General features: G+C 51.3%; 16 protein-coding genes, 4 tRNA genes and 1 pseudogene. 14 read left to right on the top strand and 7 right to left on the bottom strand.

The window, feature by feature from the left end; genetic code table 11:
* Positions 1–270 precede the first annotated feature (270 nt).
* From trpS to SEML1_RS02160, 8 genes are all read left to right on the top strand, one after another.
* The gene (trpS, locus tag SEML1_RS02195; RefSeq protein WP_376754417.1) at positions 271–1,311 is read left to right on the top strand and encodes a tryptophan--tRNA ligase; all 1,041 of its coding nucleotides are present in this window, start codon (positions 271–273) and stop codon (positions 1,309–1,311) included.
* On the top strand, positions 1,311–2,489 hold the full coding sequence (locus SEML1_RS02190) for an RluA family pseudouridine synthase (RefSeq protein WP_376754416.1): 1,179 nt from the start codon (positions 1,311–1,313) through the stop codon (positions 2,487–2,489). Before trpS ends, SEML1_RS02190 begins: the two co-directional genes overlap by 1 nt.
* The gene (locus SEML1_RS02185) at positions 2,467–3,300 is read left to right on the top strand and encodes an AAA family ATPase (protein WP_376754415.1); all 834 of its coding nucleotides are present in this window, start codon (positions 2,467–2,469) and stop codon (positions 3,298–3,300) included. Before SEML1_RS02190 ends, SEML1_RS02185 begins: the two co-directional genes overlap by 23 nt.
* Before the next feature lie 11 nt (positions 3,301–3,311).
* Complete coding sequence (locus SEML1_RS02180; protein WP_376754414.1) at positions 3,312–3,968, top strand: tetratricopeptide repeat protein; 657 nt, start codon at positions 3,312–3,314, stop codon at positions 3,966–3,968.
* An 84-nt stretch (positions 3,969–4,052) separates the two neighbouring features.
* Positions 4,053–4,129 (top strand) — tRNA-Thr (locus SEML1_RS02175).
* Positions 4,130–4,177: 48 nt separating this feature from the next.
* Positions 4,178–4,262 (top strand) — tRNA-Tyr (locus SEML1_RS02170).
* A gap of 95 nt (positions 4,263–4,357) precedes the next feature.
* Entirely contained in the window at positions 4,358–4,642 is a 285-nt protein-coding gene (locus tag SEML1_RS02165; RefSeq protein ID WP_376754413.1) for a hypothetical protein, read from the top strand.
* A gap of 86 nt (positions 4,643–4,728) precedes the next feature.
* Positions 4,729–4,804, top strand: a tRNA-Thr gene (locus SEML1_RS02160).
* Positions 4,805–4,874: 70 nt separating this feature from the next.
* Here the strand turns inward: SEML1_RS02160 and SEML1_RS02155 are convergent.
* Positions 4,875–5,309 carry a hypothetical protein gene (locus SEML1_RS02155; protein WP_376754412.1) on the bottom strand — a complete coding sequence of 145 codons (435 nt, stop codon included), beginning with the start codon at positions 5,307–5,309 and terminating at the stop codon, positions 4,875–4,877.
* 179 nt (positions 5,310–5,488) lie between these two features.
* Here SEML1_RS02155 and rpmG point away from each other — a divergent pair.
* Positions 5,489–5,656, top strand: a pseudogene (gene rpmG / locus SEML1_RS02150) (50S ribosomal protein L33); the annotation flags it as partial.
* A gap of 125 nt (positions 5,657–5,781) precedes the next feature.
* On the opposite strand, the gene SEML1_RS02145 reads toward rpmG, so the two are convergent.
* The 4 genes from SEML1_RS02145 to SEML1_RS02130 are packed head-to-tail and all read right to left on the bottom strand — an operon-like array spanning position 5,782 to position 10,904.
* Positions 5,782–6,498, bottom strand: a complete 717-nt coding sequence (locus SEML1_RS02145; protein ID WP_376754411.1) for a hypothetical protein — start codon at positions 6,496–6,498, stop codon at positions 5,782–5,784.
* A complete protein-coding gene (locus SEML1_RS02140; protein ID WP_376754410.1) occupies positions 6,498–8,453 on the bottom strand; it encodes a glycoside hydrolase family 15 protein in 1,956 nt (651 codons plus the stop codon). Before SEML1_RS02140 ends, SEML1_RS02145 begins: the two co-directional genes overlap by 1 nt.
* Positions 8,453–9,679: a glycoside hydrolase family 57 protein gene (locus SEML1_RS02135; protein ID WP_376754409.1), complete on the bottom strand. Its 1,227-nt coding sequence runs from the start codon at positions 9,677–9,679 to the stop codon at positions 8,453–8,455. The genes SEML1_RS02140 and SEML1_RS02135 overlap by 1 nt, the downstream gene beginning before the upstream one ends.
* Positions 9,672–10,904 carry a glycosyltransferase family 4 protein gene (locus SEML1_RS02130; RefSeq protein ID WP_376754408.1) on the bottom strand — a complete coding sequence of 411 codons (1,233 nt, stop codon included), beginning with the start codon at positions 10,902–10,904 and terminating at the stop codon, positions 9,672–9,674. The genes SEML1_RS02135 and SEML1_RS02130 overlap by 8 nt, the downstream gene beginning before the upstream one ends.
* Positions 10,905–11,098: 194 nt before the next feature.
* Here SEML1_RS02130 and SEML1_RS02125 point away from each other — a divergent pair, with 194 nt between their 5' ends.
* Together SEML1_RS02125 and SEML1_RS02120 are read left to right on the top strand one after the other, a co-directional pair.
* On the top strand, positions 11,099–12,190 hold the full coding sequence (locus SEML1_RS02125) for a mechanosensitive ion channel family protein (protein ID WP_376754407.1): 1,092 nt from the start codon (positions 11,099–11,101) through the stop codon (positions 12,188–12,190).
* A gap of 73 nt (positions 12,191–12,263) precedes the next feature.
* Positions 12,264–12,339, top strand: a tRNA-Trp gene (locus tag SEML1_RS02120).
* A 198-nt stretch (positions 12,340–12,537) separates the two neighbouring features.
* Here the strand turns inward: SEML1_RS02120 and SEML1_RS02115 are convergent.
* Complete coding sequence (locus SEML1_RS02115) at positions 12,538–14,118, bottom strand: DUF7507 domain-containing protein (protein ID WP_376754406.1); 1,581 nt, start codon at positions 14,116–14,118, stop codon at positions 12,538–12,540.
* 139 nt (positions 14,119–14,257) lie between these two features.
* Here SEML1_RS02115 and SEML1_RS02110 point away from each other — a divergent pair, with 139 nt between their 5' ends.
* From SEML1_RS02110 to SEML1_RS02100, 3 genes are all read left to right on the top strand, one after another.
* On the top strand, positions 14,258–14,818 hold the full coding sequence (locus SEML1_RS02110; RefSeq protein ID WP_376754405.1) for an AAA family ATPase: 561 nt from the start codon (positions 14,258–14,260) through the stop codon (positions 14,816–14,818).
* Between the two features lie 36 nt (positions 14,819–14,854).
* Positions 14,855–15,565 carry a M48 family metallopeptidase gene (locus SEML1_RS02105; RefSeq protein ID WP_376754404.1) on the top strand — a complete coding sequence of 237 codons (711 nt, stop codon included), beginning with the start codon at positions 14,855–14,857 and terminating at the stop codon, positions 15,563–15,565.
* Positions 15,566–15,754: 189 nt separating this feature from the next.
* Positions 15,755–16,675 (top strand): phosphoribosyltransferase, encoded by a 921-nt coding sequence (locus SEML1_RS02100; RefSeq protein WP_376754403.1) that lies wholly within the window; start codon positions 15,755–15,757, stop codon positions 16,673–16,675.
* A gap of 94 nt (positions 16,676–16,769) precedes the next feature.
* On the opposite strand, the gene SEML1_RS02095 is transcribed toward SEML1_RS02100, so the two are convergent.
* Positions 16,770–17,315, bottom strand: a complete 546-nt coding sequence (locus SEML1_RS02095) for an SLOG cluster 4 domain-containing protein (RefSeq protein WP_376754402.1) — start codon at positions 17,313–17,315, stop codon at positions 16,770–16,772.
* Positions 17,316–17,509: the final 194 nt, after the last annotated feature.

Here is a 17,509-nt window from a genome sequence, read left to right as displayed (position 1 = left end):
CCCCGCAGGCAGGGGTGGTTTTTTGTGGCTATGGTATAATAGGTGCATGGTATTATCGCAAAACACATTCGCTTGGCGCACCGGCACATTATGTGGCGGTTTGCTCTGTGCTTTGTAGATGATTTCTAAAAATTACTGATCAGCCCGCCACACAATCGGCGGGCTTGGCTTTTTTGGTTTTATTGTTCAGCGGTTAATCAGGTTGCCGCGCAGCACTACTGGAGCCGATTATTTTTCTAATAAAAATACCTGTTATAATAGGAGTTACTTATGACTAAACCCGTTATTCTCACTGGCGTTCGCGCTAACAATGACTTGCACGTTGGCAATTATTTTGGTGCGATACTGCCGATTATCGATATGGCGCGGCGCCGTTCGGCTGAGTATACTGTTAATTTATTTATTCCAGACCTACATAGTTTTACGACGCCGATTGACCACAGCCAACTGTTTGATAGCATAATGAACAATGCACGTGTCTACACTGCAGCCGGTCTGCCGCTGGACGACGATGCAATTCAATTATATCGCCAAAGCTACGTGCCAGCGCATAGCGAATTGACGATTATTCTTAATAATTTTGTCGGTTTCGGCGAGATGGAGCGTATGACGCAGTTCAAAGATAGGTCTAGGTCAAATGACCGCGTGTCGGTCGGTTTGTTTGACTACCCCGTACTAATGGCGAGCGACATCTTGCTTTATAATGCCCGTTATGTGCCGGTCGGCGACGACCAAACGCAGCATTTGGAGATTACACGCGACATTGCCGAGCGTATGAACCATAAGTTCGGCGAATTGTTTACCGTGCCGGAGCCGGTCGCGAAACAACATCAATTTTTTGGCAAAGACCAGGGCTTGCGTATCAAAGACTTGCAAAATCCGGCTAAAAAGATGAGCAAATCAGACGAGACGGGCAAGGGCGTGATTTTCTTAAACGATACGCCGGCTGCTGCGCGTAAAAAAATCATGTCGGCGGCAACTGATTCGCTTGGGCGGGTGCATTACGATAAAGAGGCGCAGCCTGGTATCAGCAATTTGTTAGAAATTTTGACGCTTGTGCGCCAGGCAAACGGTCGTGCGGTCTCATTGCAGCAGACCATTGGCGAGTTCACTGGATTAGAGCGCTACGGCGAGTTCAAAAAGATTGTCGCAGATGAAATGTCAGAATTTCTTGCAAGCTTTCAAGCACGTTTGGCGCAGGTCGACGATGATACTATTTTGCGTAAACTTGAATCATCCGAAATCACCGCCAACCAAACCGCCAACCAAACACTTTTGCGCGTGCAAAAAGCCATCGGATTGAGGCGCTAATGAAAGTCACCGCGAACGACTTATTAGCGATTTTGCGCCGGTTTGACGCGGCAACAGGCGATAATGTGCCGCGCCATATTGATCAGATTAACGTTACGAATCCTAGCCCGATTAACCGGCTCGTCTCGTTTCGATTTGACCGCAAGCGCTTTTTTGTTTTGTTTGACGAGACGGCTGAAGACTGCGAGTCGTATATCATGCAGCAAATATTTACCGCAAAGAGCGACGCCGAAGGGGTGCTTTATGAAAATCCGACGAGCGACTTGACAACCTACGGTTTGCCGTTCAAAGGTAAAGACGTATATCTGTTTCAGCTCACAAGCCGTAAACGTCGCCTTGACGTCGTGCTCGCTGAGCGCCATCCTGAATATAGCCGTAGTGTATGGCAGAAATATATCAAATCTGGTAATATTTTTGTCAATAATTCGCCCGCCAAAAGCCCGAAGCAAGAAGTCACCGAAGCGGATCGGATTGAAATTAATCTACCGAGTGCGGCGGATTACAATAGCCAAACGCTTCCGATTTTGTATATTAACGATGACGTTATCGTCGTTAATAAGCCGGCAGGAATTTTGACGCACAGTAAGGGCGCATTGAACGACGAGTTCACGGCCGCTGACTTTTTTCGGCGCTATACGACTGTTGGGCTGAATACGAACCGCCCCGGCATCGTCCACCGGCTTGACCGCGACACGAGCGGCGTACTAATCGGTGCGCGGACGCCGGAGGCGGCAGTGCGGCTTAAAAAACAATTTGCCGAGCGTAAAACGAAAAAATATTACCTAGCGATCGTGGACGGCATACTGAAGCAGCCGCATGCAAAAATCGATATTCCGCTCGGTCGCAATCCTGCTGCTCCGAGTATATGGCGTCCAGACGTAAATGGCAAGCCGGCGCAAACGATATATAAGGTGCTCGCACACCACGACGGCAAAAGCCTCGTTTTGCTTCGCCCGCTTACTGGACGCACTCACCAGCTGCGTGTGCATTTGCGGCATGTCGGCGCACCGATCACTGGCGACCGCGTGTACGGCGTGCCAGCCACGCGGCTATTTTTGCATGCGTATTCCCTCGAAATCGCCATCGCGTCAGGCGACCGCCGCACATTCACCGCGCCGGTTCCGCGCGAGTTCATTGAGTTATTCCCGGAGGCGAATGATGTCGACCCTGCTATTTGAAAGCACGACGAAACAGCAGCTTGACGCGCTCGCCGCTGACTTGCCGCAATCAACATTGCTAACTGGCGCTGACGGCGCTGGGCTGCTCACTGCTGCAAAGTATGCCGCTGGTGTAAATATCGCCGCAATAATTCAACCGACCGATAAAGACGGCGCCGTTGCTCCTGCGGGCTCAATTAAGCTTGACGCGATTCGCCAGCTGCGCCGGCAGGCGAGGGGGCGAGCTGCTACGCGAACGATTTTTATCATTGATGATGCCGACCGTATGAATCACCGGGCGCAGAATGCATTTTTGAAATTGCTTGAAGAGCCAACGCCGCACATTCACTTTATTCTAACATCGCACAAGCCGCATTTGCTGCTCGCTACGATTTTGTCGCGCGTAGAACGATTTAGTATTAGGCCGATTTCGCTGCACCAAACGCACCAACTGCTTAAGCAGCTTGGCGTCGATGACCCGCGTATTGAGCAGCAGCTTTTGTTTTTAGCATCCGGAAAACCAGCTGCACTTACGCAGCTCGCGCGCGAACCGGTGAATTTAGAGAAGATTGGCAACATCGTGCGCGACGCGCAGCAGTTTATTCGCGGATCAAACTACCAACGCTCTGTAATCGCTATGCGCTACACCGACCGGCAGGCAGCACAGCAGTTGTTGTCGTACTGCCTCGCGATCATTACGCATACATTGCATCGCAATCCGTCGCGCAGCCTTATCCATAAAAGCGAGCATATCGCCGATGCATACGGGCGAATTGCCGCCAACGGGAATGTACGCTTGCAGCTTGTTGCCCTGACGTTGTTAATGGTATAATAGGCAGTAACATGTTTGGACTATTGTTTGTCGTTGCGGTTGGGATTTTTACTCTGTGGTATACGCAGTCGCCAAATGAAGCGACGCGGGATTTACCGCAGAGGCTGTCGGCGAAACTTGATAAATTATGGGAAATTGCTCAGGAATCATTGAAGTCGCAGCGGTATTTGCGCGCCGAAAAAGCCTTGTTAACTATTCTGCGTATCGACGAGCGTAATGCTACTGCCTACAACCGGCTCGGTATTTTATACGCCAAGCAGCAAGCGTACGGCGATGCGATTGAATGCTTTGAAATTGCACAGAGCTTAGAGCCGAGCGCGTCAAGTCTGCACAATGTCGGTCTGATTTATTATGAAACTGAAAATTACGAAAAAGCAGCGCTGGCGTTTGAACAGGCGCTCGCGATGAAAGAAACGGTCGCTTCGCGCCATATTGCGTATGCAAAGGTGCAGGAAAAACTTGACCATCCAAAGCGAATGTTTGAGCACCTAGAGCGCGCGATTGAGCTAGAACCAAGCGTGCAAAGCTACAATATTTTAGCAGACGCTTACGAGCGTAATGGCGAGCACGAAAAAGCTGGCGCGTTGCGCACGCGAATCAACCGCGCGATCAACAGCAAAAATCCGCCCGCCGCGCGTATCAAGCAGCCTCGCCGCGTTGCGATGTAAAGGGCTTGCTCTCGCTGCACAAATACGCTACACTATATCTTGAGCGGTAAGCTAGTACCTTTCTAATTTTTTGGATATCATCGTGCCGCTTTAGCTCAGCTGGTTAGAGCACCTCTTTTGTAAAGAGGGGGTCCCGGGTTCGAATCCCTGAAGCGGCTCCATATTATGCAAGGTTTTCATATTTATGAGCTTGCGTTACCTATCGTCATGCCGGAGTCGTCTAGTGGCAATGACAGGAGACTGTAAATCTCCCGCTTTTTAGCTTCGTAGGTTCGAGTCCTACCTCCGGTACCATGTTTTGTTTTTTATCTCCGCGCCTGAGGAGATTTTTTGCTTTTGTATAGATGCGTTTGATTGCTTTTTACGTAAAGTTATGCTATAATTAAAGTATGAGAGAATTTCTGCGGCAATTTGCTGCCGAGTGGAGCGGCGACCGAAATCAACGCACGAAATTGCAGCGGGCGTACATAACAGTAGCCGTACTACTGTCTGCTGTTGCGGGCATGTTTGTACTAGTCAATGCAGATGTCAGCCGAGTACTGGTGCTTGTTGCCGTAGGTCTAGCGGGCGTGTACATTGCAAATGCTGCCATGTGGCTGCTGCTTGACTCTATCGTTTCGCCGAAATTGCCAAAACCCGAAGTTAAGCCTACTAGAGCTCCCCGCCGAAAATAACTGGCGTACTAGGCAGGGGCTGTGGAGTTTGGTATAATCTTGAAGTGCTATGCTCCGCAAGTATGTTGCGAAGCGTGGTGATATGTGCCGCGATAGCTCAGTTGGTAGAGCGCATCCATGGTAAGGATGAGGTCTCGGGTTCAAGCCCCGATCGTGGCTCCACGTTGGATTTATCCGCAATTCGGTCGCCCTCACGGGCGGCTTTTATTAAACTTGAGATATTTCTTTTTAGTTATGTGCGCCCTGAATTCTTGCGCGACCGTACATATAAGATGGCGGCAATAAGCGCAAGTACAATGAAAATGTGCAATACAGTATGATAAATGTCGGGAATGTACAGCGTTTTGGATTCTGTCCAGTGAAGCGAGCGGGAGAAGAAGCGTCTAAGATTTTGCGCGCCAGTGCCGCCAACGATTGTGAAGAGCCAGTGGTTTAGGAATTGTGTGATAAGCCAGATAGTAAGCCACGTAACAATTACGTATCTTCCTACTTTCTCTTTGAATAAAAACAGAAGAAAGCAGACGATGGCAATAAGAAAAAATACTCCATCATCCTGCCATGACTGCGAAACAAGATATGTGCCACTGAAGTTAATACCAACCATGTCAAGAGCAAACCAAACGAGTAGCATTAGATTGGTAACAACAGCGCAAGTTCGCCATTTCATAATTACTATTATAGATGATAATAAAAACCATCGCATAAATCATATCACTGCTGTTTTTTACCGATAAATTCGACACAACCGAGCGTGCTTTTGTGCCAGCCTGGCTTCCGCCTTGAAATATCGCCCCCAATCTGTTATATTGTATAGTCGAAGCTTAGTACAAAGGTAAAAGGGAAGTTATGGCAAAGAAGAATAACACCAAGCGAAAAATTGTAGCGCTCGTCAGCGATCTAACAAAAGACCGCACTTACGTTACGCGCAAAAACACTCTGAATTCACCAGATAAACTGGTTTTGCGCAAATACGACCCCAAGGCGCGCAAACATGCAACGTATACCGAAACGAAAAAATCGCTCGGCCGCAACGAGGTAAAACCGCGCAAGGGCTAGCAATCTGTTTTATACAATAAAAACCGCTCTAAAATCACGGGCGGTTTTTGTTATCTACAAGTGGACCGTAAATGACTGCGCCCTCACAATTCGGCGCCATACGCCGTATCAATCGCTTCGGCGATCCATAGCGCATTCGATAGAATTCTCTCAAGCTGCACTTCGTTCGGCTGCTCGTTTTCGGAATAAACGTACACTGTGCCGCGGTCGATTTCGATGCTCATTTTGCTAAAATGCGAGGTGATGACGCTGGCGATTTGCGGCGATATCAGCTGTTCAATTTCGAGCGCATGCGTCGGCGTACCGTATACCGTATATTTGCTCAAAAACTGGGGCGCGTACGCCGCGAGATTCCCGATCGCGAGCGGCCGCACGTGCGAATACGACGAACGGTATACGACATCGTGCTGTTTGAGCCCAATGTAAGCGTGCGGAACTGTCCGCGGAGTATGCAAGTCAATCGCCACGATGAGCCAATGGCAACGCTGGCGCTTGGTTTTTGCGGCCGCGTTCGGCGCATGAAGCTGCACGACATCATTGCGAATAAGCACTGTCGCATCATAGCCGCGCACTGTACCGATACAAACGTGATTATCGATGTGCGTGTGCGATACCGTGTGCCCGCGCACCGGGCGGTGATCGCCATCGCGCTGGTCAACATAGCCAAAGTAAACCAGCCCGACTTGATCGGCAAAACTCTGAATCGTTTTCTTCGTCAGACGCGTCCGTACAACGTGCGCCGGCGTCATGTGGCGTAGCGCCCGCGCAAGCCTAATCTTTAGGCGGTCGCGTCCAGACACTATTTGCTTGTTCCTTTCGTAATTGTGTCAAGCACGGTCGAAACGAATTCTGCTTGGCTCCACGATAATGGCGAAACTGATTCTTCTGTTTCTGTTTCCGGATCGATTTGTTCGCACAATGTGCCGGTCTTCCGAGCGTGAGCACGCACCCACGCGAGCGTCTTGTGCGCCGATACGGCGTCGCCTTTTTCTAAGTCGTACTGCGCGAGCCATAGCGACGTGACGAACCACCAATTGCCGAGACTTGCTGGATTGCGGCGGCGATAGTTGTCGTTTTCGTAACGAGGAACGCCCGGGCGATCGGGCGACACGTTGAATACGCGCCGCGCCGTTTGCACTGCGCGCTCGACAATGCCGCTATCAGCAGAAAAAAGCCCGAACATAAATGCGCCGTAAATACTCGATAAGTCGATCGTTTGATCCGGCTCGTATGAGCCGTCAGCATGCCGGCGTAAGCCTTTGTATAGCGCGTCGCGGTCGTGATTGACCAAATATTTTTGCGCTGCTTCAGCGATATCCAACGCCGCTGAGCGCCAGGCGACCGCATGTCCGTCATCATGATTATCGTCTGCTAAATCTGCTGCTGCCGATAGTGCCGCGTAGACGACAGCCGTCGTGTAAGTGGTCGTCATGTATTGCTCCTCCCACAAATCGTACGATGGTTTCGGCAAGCCGGTCGACGAATCAATGTAGCTCGCCAGAAAATCTGCCATCGGCACGACCATCGGCTCATAAAAACGTTTCATAAGCCGCTGATCATTTGCACTGCGATACAATTGGCCGAACAAGAATAATACCAGCGCCGTTTCATCTTCTTGAATTGGCGGTGTCACTGAACCATCATCGTGAATGTATGGGTGCCAGCTGCTACCGACCGCACCGTCTGCCCGATATTTATGCATCAGAAATCCGCCAGAGTTTAGCCCGCGCCGGCAAAAATCGAAAAATTGGTACGCTTCTTCGTAATAGCCCATGCGAATCAGTGGCCATAGCACATATGCACCGTCGCGCGGCCAACAGTAGGCGTATGCGTCGCGCCAATAATTCAGCATGCCGCTATCAGTGCTAGCGATGATAGCGCCGCGCTTGTCGATGTGAGCTTTGAGCAGCATGACGCTCCGCAGGAATAGTTCGCGGTACGCTGGATCAATTTTGCGTGAAACCTTTTCGGCGGGACGCAGCCAACGGTACCACCATTTTGTTGTTAGAATGTAGCGGTCATTCAGGCCGTTATCGCGCAGTTGTTTATGGACGAACAATGCTTCGCGCAGCGTCGTGCCGCACGCGATCCAGTAGTGTACGCGCGCGGAACTATGCGCTTTAAGAGCTAACTTAAATCGAATCGTTGAGTCGACGCGCCCATGTTCGACAGGACAGCTCCATAATTCGCCGTCTTCGGCGTCGCGGAATGTACCCTCGCGCCCTTCGGTACCGAATAGCCCGATCGTATATTGATCAAACGCGCGTTTCTGATCGTCGGTGCCGGAAATAACGAAAGTGCGCCGCCCGCGGTAATGAACGATTGCTTGGTCGTTCGGCAAAAACTGCGCCGTGTCGGTCATACTGGCGGAGTCGCCAATGACGAATGCTTGGCGAAAGAACAGCCGCACGTCTTTATCATGCGTATCAAGATTGACGATATGTACGTTTCGCATAAACGCGTTGAGCTCGCCGTCGACCGTATCATCAAACTCAAGCATAATGCCGAGCGCCTGATTTTTCGCGACGATATGCCCGACCAGCGCGTCGTGCGGATAGCTAAATACAAACGTCCACGAGCCGTCGTGCAGCCATGAGCACTTGCCGTCGACCCACACACCTATATGATGGCTCGTTTCTTTACCGATGGTGTGATTTTCAAGTCCGACATACGGGAAGTAAAAATCATGTACTTCGCCGAACGTATTTAGTCCGACGTGGAGTTCGCCATTGCTTAGTATGATTGGACGCGCCATTAAAATCCTCCGTGCCGATGGTGCTCATATACGCGGTAACGAATGTCGCGCAGCGCGTTCATAAAGTACAAAAATGCGTCGTACGGCGAATTGTACGGGCTGAAATATGCGTGCACGTCGCCGTCGGAAAACCATTTTGTACACATATAATACGGATGGTCGCTCGTAGTCAGGCGCCGCCAGTCTGAAATTAAATCGGTATCGTCGGTACGCATGACGTCGTCTTCCAGCGCATATAAATGGCGCATTGCCTCGTGCTGCATGCTATTGCCGAGCCACGCCGTGAGGTCGCGTTCCGTGTCTGCCCACGTGGTCGTGTACGGGCAGTCGACTTCGTCTGCTGCGTCGAATGCGTCGCACGCGCCGCTTGCTGTGTAAAATGTGTTGGCAGGATTTTTCAGCCACCGGTCGACGAAATCTGAGAAGAATGAAAAAATACCCGTGTCTTCCCAAATATTCTCGCCGAATGTTTCAAAATCCATAAACAAATTTACAATTTGCCCGTCGCCGCCAAGCGCGTTGTTCAGCCAGGTGTCGTATTTACTGGCGCGCAGGGGGAATTCCTCCCAATCGCGGTTACCGAAGCGGAATGCAATGTCGTCGCTCAGGCGGTAATTTTTCATCAGCAGCTTGATGTGCTTCGTATTGATCGGACGGTACACGTAATTCGGGCTGCGCCACCCTAGGATTGGGTCCCAGCCTTCTGCTAAAATACCTTTGAAGCCGTTGTCATCCGCCCATTTAGCGAGATTATTATCGTAACTGAGTTCGGTATTGCGAAAAACGCGCGTTTCAACGCCAAACAAGTCGCGAATTTTCGCGCGGTACAGCGCGACCTGCCGCTCGAACTCTGCCCGGCTAAAGAAAAACGCAAGACTATGATAATAGGTGTCAGCGACGATTTCAGTCCGCCCAGTCTCAACGAGCGCGCGAAATACGTCAATCACATCGGGCGCCCAGGCTTCGGCTTGCTCAAGCATTGTGCCGGAAATTGATAGCGACACTTTGAAATCCGGGTGCGTGTCAAGCAATTGCTTGAGTAGCCGCGCCATCGGGCGGTATGATTTATCGGCTACTTTTTCGAAAATTGCGCGGTTGCTGCGGTGCGGCTCTTTGCATTCGCCAAAATAATCATGGTTGACCGCCGTATCAAATACTGTATACTCGCGCACGCGCCACGGCTGGTGAACGTGCAGATATAATACGATTCCGCGCTTGCTACTCATTGACTTCTCCTGTTTTCATGTTGTTATAGACGTGAATACATTTTTCAGCGACATCATTCCAGCTGATACGCGCGTATTCATTTTTGACATTACGCTTCAAGCTGTCGCGCAGCGCCGGCGATGTCGCAAGCGCCACGAGCTGGTCGGCGAGCTTTTCGGTATCCCAAAAATCATAGCGCAGTACGCTTTGCAATATTTCGCCGACGCCGGACTGCTTAGTGATGATCAGCGCCGTATCGTGGTGCGCCGCTTCAAGCGCTGTTAGCCCGAACGGCTCCGACACCGAGCTCATCACGAACACGTCCGATACGCTATATGCATCGCGCCACTGCTTGCCGCGCACGAATCCGCTGAAAAATACTTTGTCGGAAATGCCAAGATCCGTAGAAAGTTGAATAAGCTCGTCGCGCTGGTCGCCATCGCCGGCAAACAAAAACGCGAATCGATCGTAGCGCTCGCACGCCCGCGCCGCGCCGCGCATCAATTGCACTAAACCTTTTTGCGCTGTGAAGCGCGTGATCGTCGACACTACCGTGTAGCCCTCGTTTTTTAGCACTTCAAGATAACGATACGTGCGTCGGTCGTATTCGTAATCGCCGAACGAATCGACGTCGATTGCATTGTGAATTACTTCAATTTTGTCTGCTGGAATGCCGTATTTCTGTACAATGATTTGCTTGGTGATATTGCTCACGGCAATGATCCGATCCGCCATCATCAAACCGTTATACTCAATCTCATGAATAATCGGGTTGCCGCCGTTGTGCGAACCAGCACGGTCAAATTCGGTAGCATGCACATGAACGATCAGCGGCGCGTCGGTCAGCTCTTTGGCGCGCAAGCCTGCTTCAATTGTAAGCCAATCGTGCGCATGAATAACATCAGGGCTGCCCGTCTTGCGCACGAAACGTTCGACGTATTTGATGTAGCGTTTTTGCAAGCCGCGCATTGTCTGCAAGTCGCGCATATCGACTTGGTCAAGATCAAGTATATCAACGCCTTTATTGTCATACGCGCCCATCGCGCCGAACCGATGTAGCGGCGTTAGTTTTGTCGCTGCATGAACGTTCATATAGTCGACATTTGAATGCCGAGCTGAGTAGGGCAGAATGAAATCAATCGACGCGCCGTGTTGTGCGAGCGCCTTGGACAGATGGTAGCACGCTACGCCTAATCCGCCGCTGTTGTGCGGTGGAAGTTCCCACCCAAGCATCAAAATCTTCATGTATACACCTTGCGGTCCGTTGATTCCCCTTATGTTATCTCACCTATAGTTATACACCCCTTAGCGGCGAAATGCAACCGCCAGCGGCGCGGGCGTGCAAGAGTGGCTGCGCGTCCGCGAAATATTCATACAATTTGACAGCGCGCCCGCTAGTTGTATACAATAGAAATTGTCAATTGTTAACAGAGAAAAACATGAACGCAAGCACGCCAACCGCCTCGTCGATTATCGACGAAATCAAACAGATCGTATTATCGCCGCACTCGTTTCGGTCGGTCTTCATTTTGATTATATCGCTATTGGCGGCGTATTGGCTGAGCCGCTTTTTGGCGAGAGGCTTGATTTTTATCGCTCAGCGCATCGCCTCGCGCAGCGACAAAGAGTCGGACGAAGCGCGCGCTATGCGGCTGCGCCAAACTGAAACGTACTTGAGTATGTTTATCGCCATCGTGCGGGCGCTCGTGGTAATTGTCGTCGGGTATATAGCGTGGATTTTGCTGAGCCCGACAGCGGGGAATAATTCATCCGGCGCGAGCGGGCTAGCGGCTATCGGTGCCGGAGCAATGTTTGCGCTGATTGCTGGGCAGACGATCGGCATTATTTTGCGCGATTTGACAGCCGGCGCAATTATGATTTCTGAAAACTGGTATAAAATCGGCGATTACGTGAAACTTGAGCCGTATTCGGATTTGTCTGGCGTAGTCGAGCGCTTCACGCTGCGGTCGACGCGTGTCCGCTCGCTCAACGGCGAACTTATCACGGTTCACAATCAAAATATCACCGGCGTACGCGTGGCGCCGCGCGGTGTGCGTACTATCGCGGTTGATATCTTTGTGCGCGATAAAGACCGCGGCGTTAACGCAATTCAGCGCGTCATCGCCGCGATTCCGAAAGGTCCGACCATGCTGGCGCGTCCGCTGCATATCACCGATATCAACCAGTGGGGAGACAACCGCTGGCACATCACCGTCGTCGGGCAAACGGCGCCGGGGCGCGAGTGGCTAATCGAAAAGTTTTTCGTGAATGCCGTGAGCGCGTTTGATGAAGATAAAGAGCCGAGCGAACGCTTATTGTCGCTGCCGCCCATATCGCACAACGCCGACGAAACGGCTAACAAGCGCTTGAAACGCGCTGTCCGCGTGAAGCGAGATCGTCCGCAGACGCCATCGAACGGTAAATCGTCTGAATCTGCACGCCGCACGAAACGCACGTCTGTGCATACTTACATCAACCAGCGGTTACGTACGATTAGCAAGAACGGTACGCGCACGCACAACAACCAGTGAGCGAACCGCACCCGCCAACCCGCAAAAACTAGCCAAAACGCCGCCGCTCATGGTATAATACTACCGTCCGTATAGGGGAGTAGCTCAGTTGGTAGAGCACCGGTCTCCAAAACCGGGTGTCGCAGGTTCAAGTCCTGTCTCCCCTGCCAAATTACGGATAATATGTCCAGATGAGGTTTTGTCTATGTTCTGGAAATAGCTCTATAGCAGGGGCTATTTTTGTTTTTCTATCTTGACCTTCATTGCTTTGATAGGATGCAGCAATAGACAGGTGGCAACGTTAAAATACACCCGAAACATCGGGTGCATTTTAACTAATTACCATGAGCTTGGGCTGCGCACGTGCGCTAGCGCAGGCTGCGGCGGCTCGCGACATAGGCATATGCCATACCGGCGATACCGCTGACGCCGAATAATCCGCTTGCGACATTCAACGGTCCAGTCTGCGGCATGACTGTCACGGTCGGCGCCGAGGGCGCTGGCGTTGAGGGCTGCGCCGGAGTTGACGGTGTTTGCGGCGCAGGCGGCGTCGGCTGCGATGGAGCCGACGGCGGCGTTGACGGCGGATTTACCGGTTTAGTCTTGCACTCGTCTGAGTTTTTATCGACATGCTTGCTAGCGTCGTATTCGCTGCGCTTGATCGTGCGAATCGTTTTTTCTGCTTTCACGCAGACTTCAATGGTTTCGTCGGTTTGCGTCGTCGCATTATCGCAGGCATCTGGTCCGCCGGAGATAGTCGGCGTATCAACGCAAACGTTGTTTTTGTGCGTACCTGCAGCATACTTACTGTACTTTGCGGTGAGCACGAAACTTTTTGCTTCGCCCGCTTTGAGCTCAGGAATCGTATATGTCCAGGTATTGTCTTTGACTGCACCCGCGTCTGCCTTGACGAGCGACACTTCTGCCGGCGCATTGTCGGTAACAACGACGTCTTTCAGTGCGACTTTGCCAGTGTTTGTGACGGTAATCTCATAGGTAAATTCTTGACCGACAGCGACCGCGGCGTGTTTTTGCTTATTGACCGTTTTTGCAATTGTAATGCTCGGCTTGTCGGGCGTCGGAGTCGGCGTGACCGGTTTTTCCGGCACGGTGATTTGCGCCGTGCATGATGTGCTTGTGATATTGCCAAGGTCGCTTACTGCGTACACTTGCGCCTTATACGTGCCAGCAGCGTCTGGCAATTCAATCGTTGTCGAACTCTCTGCGCCGAGCGCCGAGGCCTGAATAATCGTATTGCCGTTCGCGTCAAACACATAGTAGCGGAGCTCTTTTACGACGCCGCCGTTCTGACCGGACGCTTTGCCGCTGATACGGACTTTCGTGCGCGAGCCTTGAATCGGCGTAACCGTCAGGCTGTCGCACGTTACCGCAGGCTGCGGTTTCGGCGTTGGTTTCGGAGCAGGTGGCGTTGGCACGCTGTATGTCACCAAATTGCCGCACGCAGACACGATACGGAATGTGCCGCGCGTCGCTGATTTGCCCTCCCAGCCGTTATACCAGCTAAAATCCCACAAGCTATGCGGCCGCGAGTAAACCGTGCGCCCTGCTACCGAATGCGCGCGCTGACCTTGCGCTTCGCTAAAGCGCGGCGTCCAGCCCCATGAATACGAGCTAGAGTCAACCGTGAAACGTTTCATTGCCGACATGTCCGCCAGCTCTGCCCGCGTAATGCCGTTGTACGTCATGACATCGCGGAAGTTATTTGTGTTCGCGTCGTAGTGCGCTAAAATTTGTTCTTTGCTGCCGACGCCGCCCGAAATCATATCGTCGCTCGACGCCTGCGCTTGCGCGCCCATCACGAGCACGAGCGATTGCAGTACAAGTGCAATCGCCACGAACGACATTCCCGTCCGCCGTGCAACCGTTTGGCGCGACGCGCTTAACGTACGAAGCATTTGTTTCGTACGGCTTAGTATTGCGATCTGCATAGATACCCTCCTTACCGTGCCCCACCACTCGCACGTTTTATATACTTCTTCTTTACATTTTGCCACAAATCTTAAGCAAAATCAACGTCCGCAAAACCTCGCGCGCCTCACCTGTAAATCAGTGTGCTATAATACCTGCATGAAGCCAGTTCATCTATCTCGTCCGCACGCTATCATGATGGTAGGATTGCCCGGCAGCGGCAAAACGTTCTTCGCGCAGCAGTTCGCCGAGACCTTTAATGCGCCGTTTATCAACGCGGCGTATGTGGAAGAGCGCGGGCGCGACGAGGAAGCGTCAAGCGAGCTGAACGCGATGTTTCTAGGCGAAATAGCACGCACTAATCAGACATTCATTTACGAAGGCGATAGCCTCAGTCGCACGCACCGCACCGACTTCGCGCGCTGGGCACGTATGCATAATTACCAGCCGCTTTTTGTGTGGGTGCAAGTTGATGAGTCTACGTGCCGCCGCCGTGTGCTGAAAGCACAGACTATGACCGCCGAACAATTTGACAGCGCTGTCAAGCGCTTCAGCGAACCGCATGTCCACGAAAAACCAATCGTCATTAGCGGCAAGCATACGTATGCCACGCAGGCGCGTACTGTTTTGAGCCGCCTGGGTAGTGAAAACCGTTCTGCCGCACGTCCATCGGTGCAGCCTGCCGAGCGCGTTGTGCAGCGCCCGATTCGCGTGCAATGACGCGGCGCATTTGTACAGTAGTGTTGGGGGCTATATATGCCGCGTAGCCCGCAAACGATTTGCGATGCTGAATTCGGCGACATCATCGTGAAGCGCCGGACGGGGGCGCGTAGCGTGCGGATTCATTTGGGAACGGGCGGACGGTTTACGGTATCGTGCGGGCGATTGACGCCGCTCAAATTTATTCGCGAGTTTATCGATCAATCGCGCGGCGAATTGCGCCGTATGGTGGCGCGGACATCAATTGCCTCGCCGTATCAGCATGGGCAGGCAATTGGCAAACAGCATCGCATCGCCGTTGTACCGACGCAAATGGTAGAAGCACCAAGTGCAGCGATCCGCGGACAACATATTATCGTGAAGCTACCGCCAGCGTACGCACTTGAAGACGGCGCCGTGCAACAGCAGATTCGCGATGCGGTCGGGCGCGCGTTGCGCAAAGAAGCTAAGCAGTTATTGCCGCCGCTCCTTGCGAAACTTGCGGCGCAGTATAATTTTCACTACGCTCGCGTCCGCTTTAGTCATGCCGGCAGCCGGTGGGGAAGTTGTAGCAGCACGGGCACAATTAGCCTCAACATTGCATTGATGAAATTGCCAGACGAACTGATTCGCTACGTGTTAGTTCACGAGCTATGCCACACGCGCCATATGAATCATTCAACTGCGTTTTGGCGCGAAGTGGAGCGCTACGACCCGCATTACCGCGCGCACCGCCAGCAGATCAAGCGCCACACGCCTGTATTGTAGCGCATAGTTGCGGTTGGCGAGGGCGATAGTTAGAGAAGGATGCGGTTATTAAAACTGGCGAGGTGTATTTGCCGAAGCGCAATGTCTAGTATGCGGAATCAGGCTCAATCAATAATTTTGCTTTATTTGCGCCATGTAGTACAATAACGGCGATATTGCCAATGGGTGACTGGAGAAAGAAGAATAATAATGTCGGATAAATTACCCTATATCATATCTGCTGATACAGAGTATTTAATGAATGCATGGGGTGAGCGTAATAATCTTAAGGTGCCAGATTCTGGTTTTTTTACTGACTTTCAGGCTGGTTGCGTAGAGCACATTGCAAATGCATCAGCTTTCAGCGGCAATGATTTTGAACCTATAGTTATACCGCACGATAAACTTGCATCAGAGCTGCAAGGATTAGTTTCGAGATATCGACAAGATGGAGTTGTGGCGCTTGATCGAGCCTATATCGGTGATAGTATAGCAAGACACTTTGAGGTGACTCGCGCAGTGAATACCGATCTAGAAAGTATTGGTACGCAGCCTCGACCATATACACCAGCAATCTCCAAGCAAATTGACCGACTTGTCGCTAATAGCGGCACAGATCTAACGTTGGTTGATGATGTAATCTTTAGCGGTGATGCAATTGTAGAGATCTCGGAGCTGTTTCGCGCAAAAGGCCTTCAAGTAAGTACAGTCCTTGCGGCTATAGCTATTGGCGAAGGCCGCAGGAAGATTGAAGAAGCTGGCATAGAAGTCAAGTCAGTGGTCGAATACGAAGACGTGAAAGATGAGATTTGTGAACGGGACTTCCTAGCGGGTGTGCCATTTTCTGGACGTACTGTGTACCGAGAAGACGGCAGCCATTATTCGGCGCCATACTTTGCGCCATTTGGATTACCTGAACGATGGGCGTCTATTGATGACGCGACCGCAGCTCGTAAATTATCTTTGTACTGTATTGAGCGTTCAATTGAATTGTGGCAGCAAGTAGAAAACTTAAATAAAATGAATGTGCCGCACGGCTTCGTTCCGCGCCGGCTGGAGTATAATGCTGGTGATGAAAATTTTGCTGCGTATTTACTTGCGGCAAAAAGTAGTATTCAGAACGACAACTGAGCCGTAGATAACGTATTAGTAACTCTTTTCCGGATTACTACCCAACCTTGACGTCATCTTGCTCTTTGCCATGCGCTGCCGTGATGAGTAGAAGTTACGCATACTTTCTTCTGTAGTCCGCTGCCGCATTAAATGCTTTTTTGACAGCTTCTTTTGGGGATGAAGCACCCATGGTTAGCTGGCGTTCCCGGCTGTCAATATATTCATCAGCAAGTTTGTCGGCCCAGCCTCCGTAGCCCTTCAATGCAACCATAGGGATATCTGCTTGATAAGCAATAGCGAGTTCTGTGAGCGTGCCTGAGCCTCCGCTAATAGCAATTACTGCATCGCAGCCTGTCACCAAAACTGTTTCCCGACCGCCACCTCGTTCAAGCCCGCACGGTATAATAATATCCGCGTCCTTTTCCCATACACCCTTGCCTTTTCCGTACGTAATTCCTACTGTTAAACCACCGGCATCTTTTGCTCCACGACAAGCAGCTGTAGAGAGTGAATCACTGTCTTTTTCGGCGCCAAAAAATAGAATTCCGCCCATTTTGGCTACATATTTGCCTACTTCGTAGGCTGCGGCTTCAACCTCTTTTGCGTACTTCAGGTCCGCAGCCGATCCCATGACTCCGATTTGAAACTTTCTCGACATATTGCAACTCCTCGTTAGATTTAGCTTTTCTTCGTGTCAATTTTGTAATTTTTGTTCAATACCACCTACTGTAACATTTTCTTCAACAAGTAGCACGAGGAGGTGAACTATGTACGGTGTGATTGGCAAGTCGGCGTACAGAAACTACATTCATTAGCTCTTTGCAATTGTCACGCTTACGGTTATACTAAGAA

It is taken from the genome of Candidatus Saccharimonadaceae bacterium ML1 (assembly GCA_030253535.1).
GTDB classification, from domain to species: Bacteria; Patescibacteriota; Saccharimonadia; order Saccharimonadales; family Saccharimonadaceae; genus Saccharimonas; species Saccharimonas epibionticum.
The sequence above is the reverse complement of the archived record's forward strand: the minus strand, read 5'-3'. Positions and strand labels throughout refer to the sequence as shown.